We start from the raw sequence: 22,680 nt of genomic DNA on the forward strand, positions 1-22,680 counted from the left end.
GACAGACCTAAGACGGAAATTATCCTATGGCAGCCCTGAACAGTGAGGTGAAAGGCTTCATGGTTCAGGCCTTGGCGTGCTTTGACACTCCTTCGCAGGTTGCAGCCGCTGTCCGAGAAGAGTTCGGCATTGAAGTCACCCGCCAGCAGTGTGAGGCCCAAGACCCCACCAAGCGCGCTGGAAGAGATCTGGCGAAGAAGTGGGTGACGCTGTTTCACGACACCCGCAAGCGCTTTCGCGAAGAGACGGCAGAGATTCCGATCGCGAACCGAGCCTTCCGCCTCCGCGCAATGAATCGATTTGTAGAGCGTGCCGAGACGATGAAGAACATTGGCTTGGCCATGCAGATCCTGGAGCAGGCCGCGAAAGAGAGCGGCGACATGTACATCAACCGGCACCGGAAGGACGAACCGGACGATGAGCCAGCAATCCCGACCCGCATCCAGGTCGATGTAGTGGATGCGAGGAAGCCGAATGCCGAGCCTTAATGTTCCGCAGTCGAAGTTCCTCCTGTTGCCCCATAAATTCCGCGCATTCGTTGCAGGGTTCGGCTCAGGCAAGACCTGGGTTGGATGTTCGGCGCTGTGCAAGCACTTCATGGAGTGGCCCGGCGTCAACGGTGGCTACTTCGCACCGACCTACCCGCAGATCCGCGACATCTTCTATCCCACAGTGGAGGAGGTGGCCTATGACTGGGGGCTAAAGACCAAGATCAACCAGGCGAACCACGAGGTTCACATTTACAGCGGCCGGCAGTATCGCGGCACTGTGATTTGTCGGTCGATGGAGAAGCCGCAGACGATCGTCGGTTTCAAGATTGGCCACGCCCTAGTGGATGAGCTGGACGTGCTGACGTCGATCAAAGCTCAGCAAGCTTGGCGCAAGATCATCGCTCGGATGCGTTACAACCTGCCCGGGCTGAAGAACGGGGTGGACGTAACCACGACGCCGGAAGGTTTCAAGTTCGTCTTCCTGCAATTTGTGAAGCAGCTCCGCGACAAGCCGAAGCTGAATGAGATGTATGGTCTGGTGCAGGCCAGCACGTTCGACAACGAGCTGAACCTGCCAAGCGACTACATCGAATCGCTGATGGAGTCGTATCCGCCGCAGCTGATCCTCGCGTACCTGAACGGCCAGTTCGTCAACCTGACGTCTGGATCGATCTACCACACGTATGACCGCAAGCTGAACCAGTGCTTCGACACTGTGCAGCCGGGTGAGCCGCTGTTCATCGGCATGGACTTCAACGTCGGCAAGATGGCGGCTGTGACTCACGTCAAGCGCGACCAGGGGCTGCCCCGCGCGGTGGATGAGCTGATGGATGGCTACGACACGCCGGACATGATTCGCCGCATCAAGGAGCGCTACTGGGAGCACACCGGCAACGACTACAAGAAGACCTGCGAGATTCGGATCTACCCGGACGCCTCGGGTGATTCGCGCAAGTCGGTCAACGCCAGCGTCACCGATATCGCCATGCTCAAGCAGGCGGGCTTCACGGTCATCGCGCCGGCGGCTAACCCTCCGGTCAAGGACCGGATCAACGCCATGAACGCCATGTTCTGCAACGCGCAGGGCGAGCGGCGTTACCTGGTGAACCCGTTCACTTGCCCTACATACGCCGATGGCCTTGAGCAGCAGATCTGGGCGCCCAACGGCGAGCCGGACAAGAGCCAGGGCAATGACCACGCTAACGACGGCGGCGGTTACTTCATTCACCGCGAGTACCCGATTATCAAACCGGTCACCGCAATCAAAATGGGATTCGCCCGATGAGCAACGACGTCTCCTTCAAGCGGGCGGACTACATCGAAGCGCTGGAGCGCTGGGCAACCGTGCGCGATGTCTGCGCCGGCCAGCACCGGGTTGTTTCTCGACTGCCGTACATCAACGCACATGACAAGTCGCCGGAAAACATCGACCGGAACAAGTCCTACCGCGAGCGGGCGGTGTTCAAAAACGCCACCGGACACACACGCAATGGCTTGCTGGGTCTGGCCTTCCACAAAGACCCGACGCTGACCGCGCCGAAGAAGCTGGAGTACTTGCAGGACAACGCCAACGGATCCGGGGTGAGCATCTACCAGCACTCGCAAGGCACGCTGGAAAAGGTGCTTGAGGCCGGCCGTCACGGTCTGTACGTCGATTACCACCAGGACAAGGGCGTCGGTGGCCATTCGGTGATCCTTTCGTACTGCGCCGAGGACATCATCAATTGGCGCACTGGCATGGTGAACGGGCACAACGTACTGACCCTGGTCGTGTTGCGGGAGATGCTGGAGATTGAGGACGGCTTCGGGTTCAAAGCTGTCGAGCAGTTCCGCGAGCTTGCGCTTGAGGATGAAGGCTTTATCTGTCGAGTCTGGCGCCGTTCTGGCCCGAGAGGTGGCGGTCCGCTTGAGGTCGCCGAGACATTCACGCCGGAAGGCATTACCGGGCGCCTCAAGGAAATCCCGTTTACCTTCATCGGTGCACAGAACAACGATCCAACTATCGACGAGTCGCCGCTCTACGACATCGCGATCATCAACCTGGGGCATTACCGTAACAGCGCTGACTACGAAGACAGCGTCTTCTGGTGTGGCCAGGCTCAGCCATGGATATCTGGACTTGATGAACAGTGGCGCGACCACATGGAGAAAAACGGCGTTTACGTTGGCTCTCGGGCGCCGATGCTGCTTCCAGCTGGCGGCCAGTTTGGTTACTCGCAGCCACTGCCAAACACTCTGGTGAAGGAGGCCATGGCCGACAAGAACCAGATGATGATCGAGCTGGGGGCGCGAATGGTTGTCGCATCACTGGCAGCCAAAACGGCTACCGAGTCCCGCGGCGATCAGTCTGCGTCGACATCGGTCCTGGCCGGTTGCGTGGCCAACGTCAGCGAGGCCTACACCCGGGCAATCATGTGGTGTGGACTTTACATGGGCATCACCGACAAGGTCGCGTACCAGGTCAATCAGGAGTTCGTTGAGCTTACGGCTGATCCGCAGATGATCGCGGCTTTGGTTAGCTTGTGGCAGAACGGCGGATTCGCGAAGGCAGACCTTCGGTCCTATCTGCGCAAACTGGGCTTGATTGCCCCGGAGCGCACAGACCTGCAGATCGATGGTGAGCTTCAAGAGCAAGGCGACGGCCTCGGCCTGGACGATGAGGTAACACCAAATGGCGGCAAACCAAGCAGTTCTTGACGCCACGATCCGGCACGCGGTCTTCCTCGAAAAGCTGAAGGCAGGTGAGGTCGGGAAGTTCGCGCCGTTCCTCAAGGAGATTGACCGCTCGATTCGTGACAGGCTCACCCAGTCGGACCTGACCGAGTACAACGTCAAGCGTCTTGAAGCGTTGCTGAAGGAAGTCGATAGCCTGCTGCTGGGCATCTTCGACCGCTACAGCGCCCAGTTGAATCTCGACCTGATCGACATTGCCAACTACGAAGCCGAGTTTGAGGTGACGAGCCTGGCCAGGTCTGCGCCAGTCGGCGTGTCGTTTGATGTGGCTGCGCCGACGGTAACTGCGATCAGGGCAGCGGTGCTGACGAATCCACTCAGCGTGCGCGGCACCGGCGGCGGCAAGCTGCTGAAGTCGTTCATCAAGGGTTGGACCACCGCCGAGCGCGAACGAGTTACTGGCACCATTCGGCAGGGCTTCTTCGAAGGGCAGACGAACTTTCAGGTCATCCGCAGCATTCGCGGCACCAAGGCGGCCGGTTACAAAGACGGAGTCCTGGCCACCACCAATCGCAACGCCAGCACGGTAGTGCACACCGCTATTCAGCATGTGGCCTCCCAGGCGCGTATGGAGGTGGCCAAGGCCAACACGGATATCGTTTCCGAAGTTGAAATGGTCGCCACGCTCGACAGCAAGACCAGCCAGCAATGTCGCTCGATGGATAAGCGGCGTTTCCCGGTCGACTCCGGCCCCCGGCCACCGTTTCACCCGAACTGCCGCACCACATTCATTTTGCTGACCAAGCTCAGCGAGATGTTCGCCAAGGGCGCTACGCGGGCGTCAGTTGGGGCGGATGGAGCAGGCCAGGTCAGCGCAGGCCTCGACTACTACCACTGGCTTGAGCAGCAGCCGGCTTCGTTCCAGGACGTTGCCATAGGCCCGGTACGGGCAAAGCTGTTCCGTGAGGGCGGGCTGAGTGTCCAACGCTTCGCAGAGCTGCAGCTTGATCGCAACTTTGCGCCGCTGACACTGGCGGAAATGAAAGGGCTTGAGCCATTGGCATTCGAAAGGGCTGGGATGAAATAGCGCGCTACTGTGTCACGCTTTGAAATAGGGCTTCGGTTGGGTCTTGCGGAGGTTCCCCGTAGTGAAGGCCGTTTAGTGGAATGGATCCCGGTGGCAGCGGTGAAGTCTTAACGTGTTCCAAGAGTTCTGTAAAAAGAGTGAAAGATGCTCTTTCGAATGCGGATAAATTGACCTTGTTCGAAAGTTCGAAGTTGGTTCCAGTTGTGTTGCTTGTAACTACGTCAATGAATTTCTCTACTGCCTTAGGCAATGCGAGGGGATGGGGTGACTCAAGCACCTGCTGATCATGTGCCGCGATGTTTCTCAGCTCAGTAAGAGCATGTGATGCCTCCCAAACCCACGCTGCAATATTTGGTAGAAGTTCCTGCATCTTGGGCGGCTTTCGCAGACTTCTTTTTACTGTTTCATTAGTTGTTTCAATAACGGAGTCCTCCGCTTTTTCAATAAGCTTGTGAGCTTTTATTATTTCGGAAGTTAAGTCTCCACCCTTGGTGAAACGACAGAAAAGATTATGCGTGCGAAGGTCTAAATCTTTCATGAGGCGGTCCTTGCTTGAGAGTTTTCAACAAAAACTAATTTAGGCCGTGTAGGCGGCGCTAGGAGTCTATCAAGTGACAGATGAAACTGAAATCGACCTGGAAAACCCGGCAATCAAGGCCGCTATCGCGACTGCCGTTGAAGCATCCGTTTCGGGTTTGAAAACCAAGAACACGGAACTGCTGGGCAAGCTGAAAGACACCACCGGCAAGCTGACCCAGTTCGAAACCCAGTTTGAAGGCATCGACATCGAAGCCGTCAAAGGGTTGCTGAGTCGGGCAGGCCAGGATGAAGAAACCAAACTGCTGACAGAGGGCAAGGTAGACGAGGTCTTCAACCGTCGAACCGAGCGCTTGCGTGGTGACTACGACAAGCAGCTCAAATCCGTCAGCGAGCGCGCCGAGAAAGCCGAGTCGTTCGCTGCCAAGTTCCAGGGCAAAGTCCTGGGCGATTCGGTGCGCAGCGCAGCACTGAAGGCCGGCGCGCTGCCGGAAGCAACCGACGACATCATCCTACGCGCCAAAGGCGTGTTCACTCTGAACGAAGATGGCGAAGCAGTCGCCGTTGATGAGTCCGGCCAGACCATCCTCGGTAAAGACGGCAAGACCCCTTTGTCTCCGCTTGAATGGGCGGAATCTCTGCGCGAAAGCGCACCTCACCTGTGGCCAAGGGCTTCGGGAACATTTGCCCCGGGCGGGGGTGGCGGCAAGGCTGCATTCAAGCGCTCCGAAATGACTTCCGAGCAGAAGCGCGATTTTCAGCGCAAGCACGGCCAAACCGCATATCTGCAGTTGCCTAAATAAGGGGATTGACCCATGGCTACAACCGTTAACAACGACCTGATCATCTACAACGATGAGGCGCAAACCGCATACCTGGAGCGCGTCCAGGATAACCTCGATGTGTTCAATGCGTCCTCCAACGGCGCGATGGTGCTCGACAACGAGCTGATCGAGGGTGATTTCCGTAAGCGCGCTCTTTACAAGCTGAACGGCTCGCTGGAGCACCGTGACGTCAACTCTGAAGGCAAGGTTTCCGCCAAGAAGATCAGCGCTGGTGAAGCCGTGGGCGTCAAAGCTCCGTGGAAGTACGGCCCGTACCAAACGACCGAGGAGGCGTTCAAGCGCCGTGGCCGTCCGGTCGAGGAGTTCTCCCAAATCGTTGGTGCCGACGTTGCCGATGCAACCTTGGAAGGCTTCATTCAGTACGCCACCGCGGGCCTTCGTGCTGCCATTGGCTCCAACACCGACATGGTGGTTTCCGCCAACATCGAAACCGACGGCAAGAAGACGTTGACTCGCGGCATGCGCAAGTTCGGCGACAAGTTCGGTCGGATCGCGCTCTGGGTCATGCACTCCAGTGCGTACTTCGACATCGTCGACGAAGCGATCACCAACAAAATCTACGAAGAAGCGGGCGTCGTGATCTATGGCGGTCTGCCTGGCACTCTGGGCAAGCCGGTGCTGGTGACCGATACCGCACCAGCGGATGTGATCTTCGGTTTGCTGCCGAATGCCGTGACGATCACCGAGTCTCAAGCCCCAGGCTTCCGTTCGTATGAAGTGAACGACGAAGAAAACCTCGGCATTGGCTACCGCGCTGAAGGTACCGTGAACATCGATGTTCTGGGTTACAGCTGGAAGGCAGCTACTGGCGGTTCAAACCCGACACTGGCCGCTGTTGGTTCCGCTGCAAACTGGATCAAACATGCCGGTAGCAACAAGGTCACTGCCGGCGTAATGATTCAACTGACTGCAACACCTCCGGTCACTGGCGGTTAAACCCTAAATCACTGTGCGGCCAGCAATGGCTGCCATGGAGAGCATCATGGAATTGACCTACAGCAATCAGCTTGGTGGCTTCGATCCGGAAAAGCGATATCGGAATCCTGAGCATTTTGATAAGCCGGAAGCAGGTGTGACCAGCGCCCTAGTTATTGGCGATTGGCCGAAGGTGGTTGAAGCCTACGAACGCGTTGGCGTTGAAGTGACGTCGATAGAAGTAGCTGCGCGCAAGGTGTTGGTAGCAGGTGCTGGTGATAACAAGGCTGAACTGGAGGCGCTGATCGGCAAGTTGCAGATCGAAAGCGATACGGTCCGCGCTGTGATCGACGGCTTGGACGCAGGTGAGATTGAGAAGCCCGAAGCCGGTGAGCTCGCAATCCGCCTGTTTCATACGCTTGACGGCCTCCGTCTCCAGATGGCTGACCTGGTCGATCAGCGTGATGCTGAAGTTGAGCGCGCGAGTAACCTGCAAAAGCAGGTGGACGATCTCCTGGCTCAAGCTGCACATGCAAGACCGGAAACGGACGAAACCAAAGAGGCAAAGGACATTGCTGAGCTGAAGGATCGGCTCGATGCTGCTGGCGTCGCCTACCGTGCCAACGCCTCGAAAGAATCCTTGGAAAAGCTCGTCGCTGATCTATCCAAGGCGTGATACTGCTGGCTACCGGTAATCCGGTGGCCAATCATTCAAAGCTCAATCCAGCGAGTTGATCCATGACACTCATCATCGAGGATGGCACCGGCAAGCCAGACGCCGAAAGCTACGCGAGCGCCGCGGACTTGGTCATGTACGCCGGCAAGTTCGGCGTGACCATCCCTGCGGACGAGCCCGCGCAAGAAGCGCTGCTTCGCCGGGCCGCCTTGGTGATGGATGGCAAGACCTGGAAGGGGCGCAAGACGGACAGCGATCAGGCTTTGGCTTGGCCGCGCCGGGGCGTTGAACTGGACTACCAGATCAAGCCCGACAACTATCTGCCTGCGCGAATCCAGTACGGCCAGATGGCCTTGGCCGCTGAGATTCACACCGACGATATCGACCCGATCGACAAGCGCAAAGGCGCCGTGACGCTGGAGCGTGTCGAAGGCGCGGTAACTCGCGAGTACGCCACAATTTCCAACACCAGCGGCCGATTGTTGCCAGCGGCACCGGATCGACCGAGCACCACACAGTTCGCTGACTACCTTCAAAGAAGGGGATTGTTTGCGGTAAGGGCGTAATGGTAGCGTTCTTGTTTGACAGAAGGAGGGTTACGAATGGTCCCTAGTGTTGATGAAAAACGTGAATTTTGGACGCAGGCATATCTTGCCGCTATCTCAGGAATGGCGGGAAACGTGAATGATCCGGAAGCGGCAAAGCGAGCCGTTACGATCGCTGATGAAGCGTTAAAGACCTTTATTAAAAAAATGCTCAGTTTCTAAGCAAAAGCCCAGCCATCGCGCTGGGCTTTTCACATCTGGAGCCACCATGGCCTTTTACGACGAAACGGCCGTGATGGCTCTGGAGATGATCACAGAGTTCGGACAGCCCGTGATCATCCGGGCGGCCACCGCCGGCGAGTACGACCCTGCTACCGGCACCGCCGGACCTGGCACAGTCGCCGAGCAAACCGCTCAGGGCATCTTGCTCGACTTCACCGGCCAAGAATTTCAGAACAACAGCCTCATCAAGCAGGGCGACAAGAAGCTCAAGCTCGCCGCGAAGGGGCTTGAGTGGGCTCCCGGCCTTTTGAATAAGGTCATCGTCCAGGGTCGCATCTGGTCAATCGTTCCGCCGCTGAAAGAGTCCAACCCAGCCGGCACTCCAATCCTCTACGAATTGCAGGTGAGGTCATGAGCCGAGCCGGCGCGGGACAGTCCGGCAGCTTCGCCCTGAGCCTCGCCGAATTCGCAGCCCAGGCTACGGAAGCCATCGACGCGAGCCTGCGCGAGATCATCATCGAGGTTGGCAACAGCGTTATCCGGATGTCACCGGTGGGAAACCCTGAAATCTGGGCGCAGAACGCCGTCGCGAGTCAGTACAACAAGGCCGTGGACGATCACAACAGCGGCTTGCGTAGTGATCCTGACAACCTGACAAAGGCGGGGCGATTGAAGGCCGGGCGCAAGCTGAACGACGGCATGGACATCTCTGCGCCGAGTGGCTATGTCGGCGGCCGATTCCGCGGCAACTGGATGTTCAGCATTGGCGCGCCGGACAGCACCACGACCGAAGAGGTTGATCCGAGCGGAGCCAAATCGACGGCGCGAATCGTTGCCGGTGCCATCGAATTCAAGGCGGGCGATACCTGCTACATCACCAACAGCCTTGGCTACGCGATACCGTTGGAGTTTGGGCATTCGACCCAGGCGCCGGGCGGCATGGTTCGCATCACCGTCGCTCGCTTCCAGCAGATCGTGCAGGAGGCCATCAGGAACAACCAGGTATGAGCCACAACATCATCGCTTCCATCTACGAGGCCAAGCTGATCGCCTGGGCGAAAGCCTTGCCGGTACCGCTGAAGGTCGTCGTCGAGAACGAGGCATACACGCCCATCGATGGCGCCACTTACCTGCGAGCCTTCACGCTGCCGGCCGATACCGCGAGCAACACGCTCGGCGGTGATCACAAGCTGTACACCGGCGTGTTTCAGGTCAGCATCGTCACGCCATCTGGTAAGTATCGTGGCGCGGCCGGTGCGCTGGCTGATCAGATCGCCGCCTTGTTCCCGCTGTACGAGCGGAGCACCAAAGGCGCGCTGACAGTGGTGACCATGACCCCGGTCGACCCTGGCCCCGGCATTCCTGACGACACCACGTTCACCGTGCCTGTGTCGTTTCAGTACCGGGCCGACATCACAACCTAATCCGCCCATTGGGCAAACCCAGAACCCGCCATTGAGCGGGTTTTGTCATTTCTGAAAAGAGGAAACACCAATGGCCGTTTTTCTACCCAATGGCTCGACTGCCGCTATCGCTGGCTCGTATGACACGCCGATCATTTTTACCGCGATCACCAATGCAGCCGAAGCGGTTGTGTCGTCGGCGGGCCACGACCTTGAGGTAGACGACTTCGTTGAAGTCACTTCCGGCTGGGCACGCCTGAACAATCGTATTGCGCGAGTCAAGACGGTGACCACCGACTCGTTCGTGCTGGAGAAGATCAATACGCTCAATGCAGCGCGCTTTATTCCAGGCTCTGGCGGTGGCTCTGTACGGAAGATTTTGACTTGGGTGCCCGTCAGCCAAGTGACGGAGTCGAGCAAATCCGGTGGCGATCAGCAAAACGTCACTTATTCGTTCCTCGAGGAGGACGATGAGCACCAGATCCCAACGTCAAAGTCTCCGCTGTCGTTCACGCTGACCATGGCTGATGACCCGGCGCTACCGCACAACGATGTTCTGCTGGAAGCTGACGACGACAAAAAACCTCGCGCGGTCCGCGTGAACCTCGCCTCTGGCGGCGTAATCGCCTACAACGCTTACGCGTCGTTCGACAACGTGCCGACGATGACCAAGAACAACATCATGGCGGTAACCGCCGTGTTTGCGGTGGTCGCAAAATTCATCCGTTACGGCGCTTAAGGGGTTCTCATGGCCAAGTTCAAGATTGCCCAGAACCCCACCTTCAAAGCCGACGTGGACATTCCGCGCGTCGGCGGTACCACGATCAAGGTGCCGTTCGAGTTCAAGTATCGGGATCGCAAGGAACTCGCCGCGTTGTTCGCGGGCTGGCAGGAGAGCGCCAAGGAGGATCAGGAGCGCTTCAAGGCGAAAGGTGACGAACTCACCCTGATCGAAATTACCGACTCCCACATCGAGCGTCAGGTGGAGCAGGTCACTCAGTTGGTCGCCGGCTGGGGCTTCGACGACAAGTTGAGCCCTGAATCGATACGCGCACTGGTCGAGACTTCGGCCGGTGCCGGTGATGCCGTGGTCGACGCCTACCAAAAAGCATTTTCCCCGGCTCGCCTGGGAAACTGACCGGCGTCGCGCGCTCCCTCTATCAGCCGAGCATAAAAGGGCAGGACGCCTTTGGCTTCTCGGCTGAGGATTACGGTGATGAATGCGAAGTCTGGTCAGATAACTGGCCGGCCTTCTGCCTCTTCAATGCCCTGGCCACGCAGTGGCGTACGGGGGCGTGCGGCGCCACCGGGCTCGACTACACGTCCATTCGCGACGTAGCCGGTTACCTCGGCATCAAGAAAAAACAAATCGCCGAGATTTTTCCTGACCTTCAGGTGATGGAGGCCGAAGCCCTGCTCGTCATGAGCGAATCGAAGTAATGGAGCACTCATGTCGGGCACAATCGCGCAGTTGGGCGTAGCGGTAGATACGAGCGATGCCGTTCAGGCCGCCACGGATCTGGAACGGCTTGTCCAGGTAGGGACGAAAGCAGAGAAAGTCGCCGATAGCATGTCTGCCGGATTCGACAAGGCAGCCACCGCAACAGCTGGCCTGGCTGCGGCTGAGGGCAAGCTGTCCGAATCCACTGACGACGCGATGAAGCGTCTGACGGCCATGGCCAAGGCATCGCTCGACTCAAGCGACTATTACCAGCGGCTGACTACCAGCGTAAATAACAACTCCGCGGCGATGGACGCCGCGCGCGCTTCAACAACTGATTTTGCTGCCATCCAGCGAAATCTGAACACGCTAACCCCGAGTCTCGATCAGCAAACAGAGGCGACGAAGAGAGCTGCGGCGGCGACAGGTGTTCAAGCCGAGGGCCTTCAGGCTCTGCTGGCCAAGATCAATCCGACGATTGCCGCCTATGAAAGACTTGATCAGCAGCAGGAATTGCTCAAGCAGCACCTGAAGGCCGGGAATATTGATTCAGACCAGTTCAAGGCGTACTCGGCTGATATAGAGAAAACCCGGAGCAAGCTGGGTGATTTCGATGACGGCCTGAAGAAGACCGGAGTTTCTTCAGCGCAAACCCAGGCGGCATTGCGTCAACTACCTGCACAGTTCACCGACATCTTCACCAGTTTGGCCGGCGGCCAGAACCCGCTGATGGTCCTGATCCAGCAGGGCGGCCAAATCAAGGATTCGTTCGGCGGTGTCGGGAATACCTTCGATGCGCTGAAAGATAAGTTCCGCTCGCTGTTCACCGGCGGCGCTGGTGCGGCGGTGCTCGGTGAATCGCTGGCGGGCATCGCGGCCAACTCCAAGGACGTGGCCGAGAACGCTGGCAAGGCAGGCGAGAGCCTGTCAGATTTAGCTGAAGGTTCGAACACAGCGGCAGAAGCTGCGGAAAATGCGCAGAAGGCATACGGCGCGCTCCATCCGAGCGTTTCCGGCGCATCGCTGAGTTTTATGGGCATGGCTGCCGCAGTAGTTGTGGCAGCCGCCGCAATTGGCACCTTGATCTACGGCTACAGCCAAGGCAGCAAAGAGACTGATGAGTTCAACAAGGCGCTGATCCTGACCGGCAACTACGCCGGTACGTCAGCTGGTCGATTGGCTGATCTTGCGCAGCAGGTGAGCGCCACCAACGGCACCACTAGCGAAGCAGCGGCATCGCTGGCCAAGCTGGCGTCAAGTGGCGTGGTCGCTGGAGACAGCTTCAAGGAGATTGCAGACGCGGCGGCAGCCATGGAGGACGCCACCGGTAAGTCGGTCGACGCGACAATAGCTGAATTCGTCAAAATCGCGAAAGACCCGGTCGGTGCTGCCAAGGAACTGAACGACCAGTACCACTTCCTGACCGCCTCGGTTTACTCGCAGATCGTTGCACTCAAGGAACAGGGCGACACCATCGGCGCCGCGAAGCTGCTGACCGACACCTATGCCGACACCGTAAAGGGCCGGGCAGGGGAAATCACCCAGAACCTGGGCACCATCGAAAAAGCCTGGAAAAATATTACTGACGAGGCCAAGAAGTCCCTCGACGCGATAAAAAGCATTGGCCGAGACGAAGGGCCAGCCAAGCGTATAGCCGAACTCAGCCAGAAGGTTGCCTACGCGCAAAGCGCCGTTAACGCGGACCCGAATGACACTGATGCAGCCAAGAAACTTTCTGCATCTAAGCAGGAACTGTATCAGCTGCAGCTCATGGTATTTACCGGCGAGCAGCGGACGAAGAATGCGGAAGACCAGGATCGCATCCAGAAGCAGGGGATTGACGACGGCATCAAGCTGAAGGCTATCAACGATGCCAACCTCACCGCTGAGGAAAAGCGCAATAAGCTGATCAGGGAGTACACGCAGTACGTCGCCAGTGTGCGCGAGGCTACCCCGAATGCTCCGGAGGTACAGCCTGATGCTGTCGCTAAGGCCATCCAGAACATCAAGGACAAAAACAAGGATCCGAAGGCAGCGTCCGCTGGAGCCGTCGACCTCACTGCCTTCAACGCCGCTCAAAACTCTCTTAAGGAAATCCAGGCCGACTACTCGAACACCCAGAAACAACTGGATGCCGCGCAGAAGGCCGGGCTGATCTCGCAGCAGGAATATCTCCTGAAGCGTGAAGCCTTGATCGGCAACGAGCGGGACGAGGTCACTGCGGCTTACGAGGCGGAGATCGCGGCTCTTGAGGCGGCCAAAGGCAAGGCGACAACGACGGGCGAGCAGCGTATTCAGCTCGACCAGAAGATCGCCGACGCGCGTGCTGACATGGTCAAGGCGCAAAAAGCTGCGGACAGCGAGCTGGATGTGCTGGCGAAGAACGAGCAGGGCCGGCTGAAGAAGCAGGAACTCGCCGTCCAGACCTACACCAGTGCGTTGCAGCAGCAAGTCGACACGCTACGCCAGCAAGGACAGCGAGCCGCGGCCGGACTTGGCCAGGGAGATCGACAGCGCGGCCTGACCGATCAACAGAACGCCATCGACGACCGCATCAACTCGCAGAAGCTCGACCTAGCCAACCAGTACGGTGACGGCTCGCGCGGCATGAGCCTCGACGAGTACACCAAGAAGCTGGCCGCGTTGAAAACCACGCAGCAGGATCTGCACGACACCGTGCAATCCAACTATGACGAGATGACCGACGCCCAGGGCAGCTGGAGCGCCGGTGCATCGTCAGCGTGGCAGAACTACTTGGAGTCAGCACGGGATGTCGCTGGACAGACGAAAAGCCTGTTCACCAATGCCTTCAGCTCGATGGAGGACGCGATCGTCAACTTCGCCATGACCGGGAAGCTGTCGTTTGCGGACTTCACCAAGTCGATCTTGGCTGACATGGCGCGTATAGCTACTCGGCAGGCCAGTTCGGCGTTGCTGGGCAGTCTGGTAGGAGCCGCCACCAGCTACTTCACTGGTAGCGGGTCCGCTCCAGCGTCAGCGGGCTCAACCCAGGCCGGATATACCAACGTCGACTTCTCTGGCTACAGAGCTGCCGGCGGCCCGGTCGCGCCAAACTCCCTGTACGAGGTCAACGAGTTAGGGCCTGAGTTGTACAGCGAGGGTGGCAAGTCCTTCCTCATGACCGGTGCGAATGGTGGCAGCGTCACTCCGCTGACTTCCGGTGCAGGTCCAGGCGTTTCGGCAATCAGGAATAGTGGCGGCAATGGCGGGGACACATACAACTTTCCCGTTGCGGTGTCCGTGCAGACCGGTGGTACCGATTCTCCAACCACCAACCAGCAGGCTTCGGCCGATTTAGGCAAAGGCGTACAGCAAGTAGCCCAGGCAGTAGTTGATCGAGCGATCGCGAAAGAGCTTCAGCCAGGCGGCGAAATCTGGAAACGAATCAATGGGAGATAGCCGTGGCGATTGAGCGCTTCACCTGGCCAACACAAAACGGAGACGCGCCCGATATCACCTATCGGGTGCGCACATCCCAGTTTGGCGATGGCTACAAACAAGAGTCTGGCGACGGGCCGAACAACAAAGTTGACTCCTATCCGATCTCCTACACCGGGCCAAAAACCAAGGTGCAGGAGATCATGGCGTTTTTTGACCGGCATGCCGGCGCCAAGGCGTTTCTCTGGACAACCCCACTTGGCGAGCTCGGCCTCTTCACCTGCAAAAAACCGGTTCCCACTCCTGTGGGCGGCACCGTCTTCAAGCTTACGGCCACTTTCGACCGGGCTTTCCAACCATAAGGGGCGACCATGCCGCTGATTAGTGACATCCAGGTTCTTGAGCCTGGCAGCGAAGTGCTGCTCTTCGAATTGGACGGCTCGGACTACGGGGCCGACGTGCTGCGCTTTCACGGACATGCCATCCCGCACACGCCTGAGGAATTGATCTCCGCCGGAGCGAGCGCCGACCAGTTGCCCGCAAAGTCGATCTGGTTTCAGGGTAACGAGTACAGTGCCTGGCCAATGCAGATCGATGGCATCGAGGCCAACGGCGACGGCACAGCAGTACGCCCCTCGCTGTCGGTAGGCAACGTCAATGGACGCATTACTGCGTTGTGTTTGGCCTTCGACGATCTTCTGGAGTTCAAGTTGACCATGCGACACACGCTGGGCAGCTATCTGGACGCTCAGAACTTCCCGGCAGGCAACCCGGGCGCTGATCCTACTCAGGAGACGATCGAAGTCTGGTACGTCGATCAGAAGACCAACGAAGACGGGGAGAACGTCAGCTGGGAGCTCGCGAGCCCGGGTGATGTGGGTGGCGAATCAATAGGCCGGCAGATGACCACGCTGTGCCACTGGTGCCTCACCGGTGGATATCGCGGGCCAAACTGCGGGTACACCGGTGGCTACGTTACGAAAGACGGCGTGCCCACCGACAACCCTGAGCTGGATGAATGTGATGGGACTCTGGCTAAAGGATGTGATCCGCGTTTCGGGGTCGGCAATCCGCTGCCATTTGGTGGCTTTCCAGCGGTTTCCCTCATTGCCCGGAGCTGATCATGCGCAAACATATTTTGAGCGCGATCCAGGCTCACGCGGCCGCCGAATACCCGAAAGAGTGCTGCGGTCTGCTGCTGCGCATCGGGCGAAAGCAGCAATATTACCCGTGCCGCAATATCTCGACTGAGCCGAATGAAGAGTTTCGAATTGATCCGGAAGGGTATGCCGCCGGTGAAGACATCGGTGAGGTGATCGGCATTGTTCACTCGCACCCTGACGCCACCAGCCGGCCTTCGCCTCGCGATCTCGCCATGTGCGAAGCAACCGCGATGCCTTGGCACATTCTCAGCTGGCCAGAGGGCGATCTGCGAACCGTGATGCCGACAGGCGACACTCCTTTGCTGAAGCGCCCATTCGTACATGGTGCCTGGGATTGCTGGCAGGTTTGCGCGGATTGGTATCAGCGCGAGTGGGGGCTGGAATTCGAAACCTTCAAGCGCGCCGATGGCTGGTGGGAAAACGCAGAAGCCGAAAGCCTCTACGAATCGAACTACGAGGCTGCCGGTTTCGTGAAGGTGGACCGGCCGCGGCGCGGCGACATGATCGTTATGACGGTCGGCCGAACGGCTCACCCGAATCACGCTGGTATTTACCTCGGCACGGATACAACGCTGACCGGGGAGGAGTCGAACAGCTTCGGGCCTGGGCCTTTCCTGCTGCACCACCTGTACGGACGCCCGAGCGAGATCATCGTCTTCGGTGGGCCATGGCTTGACCGAACACGCCTTATCCTCAGGCATAAAGACGCACAACCAACCACATGATGCGGCAGGGCCGCGGGATAAGGGTATGCAATCCAACCAGAACTACATGTTGACCATTCATAACCTATTCACCGCTACCGACGGCGACATCTGCGGCGCCGAAGCCGAGGTAGCGATTCTAGAAGCGGGTGTCGAGATTGACCGGTTGACCCTCTCAGGCAAGGTCGGGCCCGGCGGGCCAGGTTATACCCGGATCTATAACGGTAAGCCTGGCTTGAAGGCTGATCTCGTATCAGGTCCGGGCAGTCTCACGTTTGCCGAGGTGGATTTTCCTGTGTCATCGGAGGCGTAGATCCACCGATGAAGTCGTCCGTTCCGAGTCGGTGAGATCCATACTCGACGCTAAAGCGCGGTCCTCGGGCTGAACATTCAGCTTCGGCTGCATCTCTGGATGCGTAAATGTCGACGAACCTCCAGGGCGATTTCTGGACTACGCCCCAGCCAAGGACTGAGCCGACGTTGTCCGGGTCCGCCGGAAGATTTTTAGCAAGGCTTCTGATAGACATGACCGCTCCTTGGCTTTGATAAAGGCCAAACGCTACTCCTGAACCTTGGCGGGGAGTTACTGGGAATTCGTACAGGCGCAAACCGGTGATATGGTGGCGCTTTCCACAGGAGTGACCTGCATGAAACTTTTCTTAGGAGCGTTGGCTGTTGCGCTGCTGACGGGCTGTGTTTCACCTACTGATCTTGAGTCGAATGATCCGACAGTGAAGACCACAACAACCAAAGATCCAAAGCGCTACGCCTTGTGCGTGTTTCCCAAATGGCAGGCATCAAGGACTGATTCGTCCATGGTAGAAACTGAGACGGGATATCGACTTTGGGTTGCGAGCAACAATATGGCGGATGAGCTACTTGATGTGAACAAAACCCCTGAAGGCAGCTCGGTGATTCTGCGTCAGCGAATGGCGTGGTCGGGCATGCCGGGTCGGAGCGGCATAGAGTCTGCTGTTAGAGGATGTCTTTAATTCCAATTTTTTGACGACCGCCCTCGGGCGGTTTTTTTATGCCCGAGGAAAATATGGCCGCGACCGCAATTCATTATCAGCCCATGGCTACTATCCAGCTGTCTGGCTCGCTGGCAAAGAAGTTTGGCCGAATTCATCGCCGCCTGCTGGATTCCGGTAAATCATGGGAGGTGTTCAAGGCGCTGAGGCACACAATTGACGGTTTCGAGGATGAGATCCGGCGACTTGATCGACTCGGCATGAGGTTCGCTATTTTCCGAAACGGAAAGAATGTTGGACCTGACGGATTCGACCTGTCTGGGACGCAACACATCCGCATTGTTCCAGTTGTAGAAGGCAGTAAGCGAGCCGGGATTCTTCAAACCATTATCGGTGTGGTTCTTTTGGTGGCCAGTATCTGGATTCCCACCTTGGCCCCGGTGGGCATCGCGATGATCGCGGGAGGCGTTCTCCAAATGCTCAGTCCTCAAGCGTCGGGGCTCAAACAGAGCGCATCGCCTGACAACATGCCGTCCTACGCCTTTGGCAGCGCCAAAAACACAACCGCGAGTGGCAACCCAGTGCCGATTTGCATCGGCGAGCGCCGTTGGGGCGGCGCCATCATCTCTGCATCGATCTACGCAGAAGACAAAACGTAGCCAGAACACAGCAAGCAGACCGCCCATGAGGTGGTTTTTTTATGCCTGGAGGAAAGCATGGGCGCAGCACAGAACATCGAGATCTACGGCGAGAAGGGCGGCAGCACGAGCCCGAAGTCGCCTGTTGAAGCCAGCGACAGTCTGCGCTCGACCAACCTGGCAAAGCTGCTCATCGCCGTGGGCGAGGGCGAGTTCGACGGCACCCCAACCGATTACGACATCTACCTCGACAACACGCCGATCAAAGATGCCAGCGGCAACTACAACTTCCCAAACGTGAAATGGGATTGGCGCCCGGGCTCGGTGGATCAAACCTATATCTCGGGCATCCCGTCGGTCGAGAACGAAACCACCCTGAACATCGAGTTGCGCAGCGATTCGCCGTGGATTCGATCGATCACCAACATCCAGCTCTCGGCTGTGCGCGTTCGCCTTGCTTGGCCAGCGCTCCAGAAACAGGACGACAGCGGCAACGTGGGTGGTTACCGCATCGAGTATGCAATCGACGTAGCCACTGATGGCGGTGCGTACCAGCAGGTCTTGATTGAGGCCGTGGACGGGAAGACCACAACCCGCTACGAGCGCTCACGACGTGTTGACTTGCCGGTGGCCACCACGGGCTGGCAGATCCGTATCCGCCGAATCACCCCGAACCAGAACACCAACAAAATCGCCGACACAATGCTGGTGGCCGGATATACAGAGGTGATCGACGCAAAGCTGCGCTACCCCAACACAGCGCTGCTCTACATCGAGTTCGACGCCGAGCAGTTCAGCAACATCCCGGCCGTGACCGTCAAGTGCAAAGGCCGCAAGTGGCAGGTCCCGAGCAACTACGACCCAGTCGCGCGCACCTACAACGGCACCTGGGACGGCACCATGAAGCAGGCCTGGACCAACAACCCGGCCTGGATCACGTTCGGCGTATGCACAGAAGAACGCTTCGGCCTGGGCAAGCGTATCAAGTCGTTCATGGTCGACAAGTGGGAGCTGTACCGGATCGCGCAGTACTGCGACCAGTTGGTGCCGAATGGTGTGGGTGGAACAGAGCCACGTTTTCTGTGCGACATGAACCTCCAGGGTAAGCCCGACGCCTGGTCGCTGTTACGTGATATCGCCGGCATCTACCGGGGCATGACGTATTGGGCTCAGGGTCAGTTGGTCATGCAGGCGGACATGCCGCGCGCCCAGGACTTCGATTATGTATTCACACGATCTAACGTGATCGACGGCAAGTTCTCGTATGGCAGTGCCTCGGCCAAGACCCGTTACACCCGGGCTCTGGTCAGTTACGACAACCCTGCGAACAACTATGACACTGACGTCATTCCGTTCGCTGACCCTGCCTTGCAGCGCCGCTTTGGCGACAAACCGACCGAATTGAGTGCCATTGGCTGCACCCGCGCTTCCGAGGCCCAGCGCCGCGGTAAGTGGGCGATCCTGAGCAACAACCAGGATCGGACCGTGTCGTTCAAGACCGGCATGGAAGGGGTGATCCCGCTGCCGGGCCATATCATTCCGGTGGCGGATTCTCTGTTGGCTGGGCGCGAGGTGGGCGGGCGTATCTCGGCGGTTGCTGGCCGGGTTGTAACGCTCGATCGCGACACCCAAACCAAGGCCGGTGATCGGCTGATGATCAACCTACCTGGTGGGCGTGCCGAGGGGCGGACAGTCCAGAGTGTAAACGGTCGCGCCGTGACCGTGACTACCAGTTACAGCGAGGCTCCGCTTCCGCAATTGCAGTGGGCACTGGATGCCGATGACTTGGCGATTCCGCTTTATCGGGTGCTGAGCACCAAGCGCACTACAGAAGGCGACTATGAAATCAGCGCCCTCCAGTATGAGCCAGGAAAGTTCGCCAACATCGACACCGGCGCCCGGCTTGAAGAGCGCCCGATCAGCGTAATCCCAATCACCGTGGTACCAGCGCCGACGAGCGTCACGGTCACATCGAGCTCAGTTGTGTCCCAGGGCATCGCCGTCGCCACCATGACCATAACTTGGCCGGCCGTAAATGGCGCTGTCGGCTATGACGTGGAGTGGCGTAAAGACAGTGGCAACTGGATCAAGCTGCCGCGCACCGGATCGACCGGCGTCGACGTAGTCGGGATTTATGCTGGGGCCTATCTGGCTCGCGCCCGCGCGGTGAGCGCGTTCGACATTTCGTCGATCTGGCGTAGTTCGATATTGACCAATCTAACAGGCAAGGCCGGTTTGCCGCCGTCAGTATCGTTCCTGACGGCCACGTCGCTGCTGTTTGGCATTGGGCTGAAGTGGGGTTTCCCGGCCGGCGCCGAGGACACCCAGCGCACTGAGATCTGGTACGGCCCGAACAACAATTTGGGAACCGCAACCAAGCTGGCAGACTTGGCCTACCCGCAAAGCGATTACGCGATGCAGAGCCTTCGGGCGGGCGCCACGTTCTTCTTCTGGGCACGGTTGGTGGACCGTACAGGCAACATCGGTCCTTTCTACCCGGTCGTGAACGGTGTGATGGGGCAGGCCAGCTCCGAGGCCGGTCCGGTGCTGGATTTGCTGACCGGCCAACTGACAGAAAGCCAATTCGGTCAGCACTTGTTGGGCCGGATCGATTTGATTGACGGCGACGGGCCTGGCTCGGTCAACGAACGGCTCAGCGAGCTGAAAGACGAGATCGGCGACCTGGTGGATGCGCTGGAGTACGACCCGGCCAAGGCCTACGCCATCGGCGAATCGGTTCGTCTGGGTCAGCGCCTTTACACCGCCAAAATTGCTGTCCCTGCCGGCGCTGGCAATGCTCCGCCGAATGTCACTTACTGGCTCGACACCGGGCAGGTAGTGCAGACGGCGAACGGCCTCGCCGCACAGGTGACCAAGAACACGGCCGACATCTCAACGGTCGACGGCAAGACAACATCCACCGCCAGCCAGCTCCAGGCATTGCAGGCTTCTTCTCGCGGTGATGATGGAAGCGGGGATTTGCTGGATGCGTTGAATGGCTGGCAAGCCACCGCGAGCTATGCGCAAGAGGTTCGCGTGCGAACCGAGCAGGACTTTGCGCAAACGCAGCGCATTACCTCCCTCGATTCTCGCGTAGGAACGAGCGAGTCGAAGATCACTATCGTCGAGACGACGATGGCGAGTAATCAGCTCGCGATCTCCCAGCAGGTTGAGACGCTGAAGGCTTCGGTCGGAAGTAATCAGGCGGCTATCCAGTCGGAGGTCACTGCCAGGTCTGACGCGGTTGGTGCGCTCTCAACGCGAGTTGATACGGCGCAAGCCAAAGCGGATGGGGCGAGCGTGGCTGTTCAGGAGACAACCAGCGCACTGGCCAGCACCAACGGCAAACTGGCGGCTATCTGGTCGGTACGGATGGAACTGACCGCGGGTGGCCAGCCGTATGCGGCCGGCTTCGGCCTGGGCCTGGAAAGCGGCGCCGCCGGCACCACTTCGCAGTTTGTGGTGCGGGCGGATACTTTCTTGGTGATGAACACCAACACCCAAAACCCAACCTCGTTCTTTGGGATCACTGGTGGCCAGACGTTTATTCGGGACGCATTTATTCAGGATGGCTCGATCACCAACGCCAAGATCGGCGATTACATCTGCTCAACGAACTATCAGTTCGGCCTGACCGGCTGGGCCATCTTCAAGAACGGAGGTTTTGAAATGAACGGGCAAGGTGCGGGCCAGGCCCGAATAGCGATCAACAACAGTTCAGTGAAGCTTTACCACTCGAACGGCAACCTCGCAATCAACCTTAGCGTATGACGGGACTAACTACCTATGACGCCTCCGGGCGTCTGCTGGTCGATATGACCATGAACATTAGCCAGATGCAGAGCTACGTCGATACTGGCGGTGCGAATGGCTCCACTGCCATCCAGCCGCCTCCAGCGGGGAAGACCCAGTATTACATCATTGTTCCGCTTGTGGATTTACAGCTTGAGAAAGGCAAGAAGCCAGGTGTAACGCTTGGGAGCGGATCGATGTCGTGGGTGTACTCCTACTCAACGCTGGGGTGGGGGTATTTCTCGGCCAACTGCCGAATTTTTTACGGGTATTACTAAATGGCGAATCTTCAGGCTTTCAAAGAGAACGGGCAGATTCTTTTTGACACCAATTTGATTTGCTATGGATTGGTTAAGAGCGGGAACATGTCTTACATCCACTCGTGGACGCGCAAGGAATTCATTCGACAAGGGGAGGACCCTAACTACGGAGTTAACTGGTCGGCAACCACCGCCATCGCTACGCCGCACTTTGCCGACCAAATCCATGGGTTTACGGTTGCCAATCCGATATCGCCAATTGCTTTTATAACTGGCTCTGGCTGCCTTGTTGGTACACAGGTGGCGGGGAACACCATGACCTTTTACTACACAAACGCCAGTCCGAGCACAAAGTTCTATTGCTTCGATTTGATGGCAGATAACATGTCAGGCACTACGTTCTTAAAAACATATGACTCGTCCGGTCGAATTACATTTAACTCTTTGCAGCCTCCACTTAACGTTGTAGGGGCCGTCCAAGCCCCGGGCGTTGGAACCTTGGACGGTTTTGGACGCTATTACACCTGTTACGCCGGCGGCTCCAATCGCCAGCGACAGGCTAATGGCAACGTAGGCGGTATCGTCTACGTGGCGCAGGCAGATTCTTATGTCAATGTCCCAATAGGAGCCGCCGAGTATGCTGCTTATCTCCCCTGGTCGCGCTCATGCCAAATAAATGATTTGTATCCTGCTGCTGGCGGCTTTTCCCAATTCGCCGTCTATTCCGGCAGTGAGGGCGCCTATGGTTATAACGGCGGCATTACTTTTATGTTCGGGGCCACGGGAGGAACAACTACAACTAGACCTAACACATCAGGTTACGGATCCCCGGTGTCTTTCTCCAATATCCCCACTGACCGCTACCCTGTTGCCTTGGTAATTAAGTCCGATAACTATCCATTCCCCTTCAACTGATCT

At 58.1% G+C, this 22,680-nt stretch carries 26 protein-coding genes; 25 read left to right on the plus strand and 1 reads right to left on the minus strand.

The annotated features are described in order from the left end of the window. Positions 1-26: 26 nt before the first annotated feature. From LOY68_RS14680 to LOY68_RS14695, 4 genes are read left to right on the plus strand one after another with little or no spacing between them, the layout of a single operon-like run. Positions 27-488, plus strand: a complete 462-nt coding sequence (locus LOY68_RS14680; protein ID WP_183678702.1) for a DUF2280 domain-containing protein — start codon at positions 27-29, stop codon at positions 486-488. After that, the gene (locus LOY68_RS14685; protein WP_265045493.1) at positions 475-1,776 is read left to right on the plus strand and encodes a terminase large subunit; all 1,302 of its coding nucleotides are present in this window, start codon (positions 475-477) and stop codon (positions 1,774-1,776) included. Before LOY68_RS14680 ends, LOY68_RS14685 begins: the two co-directional genes overlap by 14 nt. After that, positions 1,773-3,188, plus strand: coding sequence for a DUF4055 domain-containing protein (locus LOY68_RS14690; protein WP_265045495.1), 1,416 nt, complete (start codon positions 1,773-1,775; stop codon positions 3,186-3,188). Before LOY68_RS14685 ends, LOY68_RS14690 begins: the two co-directional genes overlap by 4 nt. Then, positions 3,163-4,251: a minor capsid protein gene (locus tag LOY68_RS14695; RefSeq protein WP_265045496.1), complete on the plus strand. Its 1,089-nt coding sequence runs from the start codon at positions 3,163-3,165 to the stop codon at positions 4,249-4,251. The genes LOY68_RS14690 and LOY68_RS14695 overlap by 26 nt, the downstream gene beginning before the upstream one ends. A gap of 4 nt (positions 4,252-4,255) precedes the next feature. Here the strand turns inward: LOY68_RS14695 and LOY68_RS14700 are convergent, their stop codons facing one another. Further along, positions 4,256-4,789, minus strand: a complete 534-nt coding sequence (locus LOY68_RS14700) for a hypothetical protein (protein ID WP_265045498.1) — start codon at positions 4,787-4,789, stop codon at positions 4,256-4,258. Between the two features lie 73 nt (positions 4,790-4,862). Between LOY68_RS14700 and LOY68_RS14705 the strand changes: the two genes are divergently transcribed. The 21 genes from LOY68_RS14705 to LOY68_RS14810 all read left to right on the plus strand — a co-directional run bounded on the left by LOY68_RS14705 (position 4,863) and on the right by LOY68_RS14810 (position 22,677). Further along, positions 4,863-5,591, plus strand: coding sequence for a hypothetical protein (locus LOY68_RS14705; protein WP_265045499.1), 729 nt, complete (start codon positions 4,863-4,865; stop codon positions 5,589-5,591). A gap of 12 nt (positions 5,592-5,603) precedes the next feature. Further along, the gene (locus LOY68_RS14710; RefSeq protein WP_265045501.1) at positions 5,604-6,569 is read left to right on the plus strand and encodes an Ig domain-containing protein; all 966 of its coding nucleotides are present in this window, start codon (positions 5,604-5,606) and stop codon (positions 6,567-6,569) included. 46 nt (positions 6,570-6,615) lie between these two features. Then, positions 6,616-7,224 (plus strand): hypothetical protein, encoded by a 609-nt coding sequence (locus LOY68_RS14715; RefSeq protein ID WP_265045502.1) that lies wholly within the window; start codon positions 6,616-6,618, stop codon positions 7,222-7,224. Positions 7,225-7,286: 62 nt separating this feature from the next. Beyond that, positions 7,287-7,790 (plus strand): DnaT-like ssDNA-binding protein, encoded by a 504-nt coding sequence (locus LOY68_RS14720; protein WP_265045503.1) that lies wholly within the window; start codon positions 7,287-7,289, stop codon positions 7,788-7,790. Positions 7,791-7,826: 36 nt separating this feature from the next. After that, positions 7,827-7,991: a hypothetical protein gene (locus LOY68_RS14725; RefSeq protein ID WP_265045505.1), complete on the plus strand. Its 165-nt coding sequence runs from the start codon at positions 7,827-7,829 to the stop codon at positions 7,989-7,991. Between the two features lie 46 nt (positions 7,992-8,037). Further along, complete coding sequence (locus tag LOY68_RS14730; protein WP_265045506.1) at positions 8,038-8,406, plus strand: hypothetical protein; 369 nt, start codon at positions 8,038-8,040, stop codon at positions 8,404-8,406. Beyond that, positions 8,403-8,999, plus strand: coding sequence for a hypothetical protein (locus LOY68_RS14735; protein WP_265045508.1), 597 nt, complete (start codon positions 8,403-8,405; stop codon positions 8,997-8,999). Before LOY68_RS14730 ends, LOY68_RS14735 begins: the two co-directional genes overlap by 4 nt. Then, entirely contained in the window at positions 8,996-9,415 is a 420-nt protein-coding gene (locus LOY68_RS14740) for a DUF4128 domain-containing protein (RefSeq protein ID WP_265045510.1), read from the plus strand. The genes LOY68_RS14735 and LOY68_RS14740 overlap by 4 nt, the downstream gene beginning before the upstream one ends. A gap of 70 nt (positions 9,416-9,485) precedes the next feature. Further along, a complete protein-coding gene (locus tag LOY68_RS14745; protein ID WP_265045511.1) occupies positions 9,486-10,133 on the plus strand; it encodes a phage tail protein in 648 nt (215 codons plus the stop codon). Positions 10,134-10,142: 9 nt separating this feature from the next. Next, positions 10,143-10,532: a phage tail assembly chaperone gene (locus LOY68_RS14750; RefSeq protein ID WP_265045513.1), complete on the plus strand. Its 390-nt coding sequence runs from the start codon at positions 10,143-10,145 to the stop codon at positions 10,530-10,532. 32 nt (positions 10,533-10,564) lie between these two features. Further along, positions 10,565-10,834: a DUF1799 domain-containing protein gene (locus LOY68_RS14755; RefSeq protein ID WP_265045783.1), complete on the plus strand. Its 270-nt coding sequence runs from the start codon at positions 10,565-10,567 to the stop codon at positions 10,832-10,834. Between the two features lie 10 nt (positions 10,835-10,844). Next, the gene (locus tag LOY68_RS14760) at positions 10,845-14,255 is read left to right on the plus strand and encodes a phage tail tape measure protein (RefSeq protein ID WP_265045515.1); all 3,411 of its coding nucleotides are present in this window, start codon (positions 10,845-10,847) and stop codon (positions 14,253-14,255) included. A gap of 2 nt (positions 14,256-14,257) precedes the next feature. After that, positions 14,258-14,596, plus strand: coding sequence for a phage tail protein (locus tag LOY68_RS14765; RefSeq protein WP_265045516.1), 339 nt, complete (start codon positions 14,258-14,260; stop codon positions 14,594-14,596). A gap of 9 nt (positions 14,597-14,605) precedes the next feature. After that, positions 14,606-15,355, plus strand: coding sequence for a phage minor tail protein L (locus tag LOY68_RS14770; protein WP_265045518.1), 750 nt, complete (start codon positions 14,606-14,608; stop codon positions 15,353-15,355). 2 nt (positions 15,356-15,357) lie between these two features. Continuing rightward, complete coding sequence (locus LOY68_RS14775) at positions 15,358-16,122, plus strand: C40 family peptidase (protein ID WP_265045520.1); 765 nt, start codon at positions 15,358-15,360, stop codon at positions 16,120-16,122. A 25-nt stretch (positions 16,123-16,147) separates the two neighbouring features. Continuing rightward, positions 16,148-16,414 (plus strand): hypothetical protein, encoded by a 267-nt coding sequence (locus tag LOY68_RS14780; RefSeq protein ID WP_265045522.1) that lies wholly within the window; start codon positions 16,148-16,150, stop codon positions 16,412-16,414. Positions 16,415-16,748: 334 nt separating this feature from the next. Next, complete coding sequence (locus tag LOY68_RS14790; RefSeq protein WP_265045525.1) at positions 16,749-17,093, plus strand: hypothetical protein; 345 nt, start codon at positions 16,749-16,751, stop codon at positions 17,091-17,093. A gap of 53 nt (positions 17,094-17,146) precedes the next feature. After that, entirely contained in the window at positions 17,147-17,731 is a 585-nt protein-coding gene (locus LOY68_RS14795) for a tail assembly protein (RefSeq protein ID WP_265045784.1), read from the plus strand. A 57-nt stretch (positions 17,732-17,788) separates the two neighbouring features. Next, positions 17,789-21,481, plus strand: coding sequence for a phage tail protein (locus LOY68_RS14800; RefSeq protein ID WP_265045527.1), 3,693 nt, complete (start codon positions 17,789-17,791; stop codon positions 21,479-21,481). A 50-nt stretch (positions 21,482-21,531) separates the two neighbouring features. Then, complete coding sequence (locus tag LOY68_RS14805; RefSeq protein ID WP_265043078.1) at positions 21,532-21,780, plus strand: hypothetical protein; 249 nt, start codon at positions 21,532-21,534, stop codon at positions 21,778-21,780. Further along, positions 21,781-22,677, plus strand: a complete 897-nt coding sequence (locus LOY68_RS14810) for a hypothetical protein (protein WP_265045528.1) — start codon at positions 21,781-21,783, stop codon at positions 22,675-22,677. Positions 22,678-22,680 lie beyond the last annotated feature (3 nt).

Source organism: Pseudomonas sp. B21-053 (assembly GCF_026016365.1).
GTDB classification, from domain to species: Bacteria; Pseudomonadota; Gammaproteobacteria; order Pseudomonadales; family Pseudomonadaceae; genus Aquipseudomonas; species Aquipseudomonas nunensis.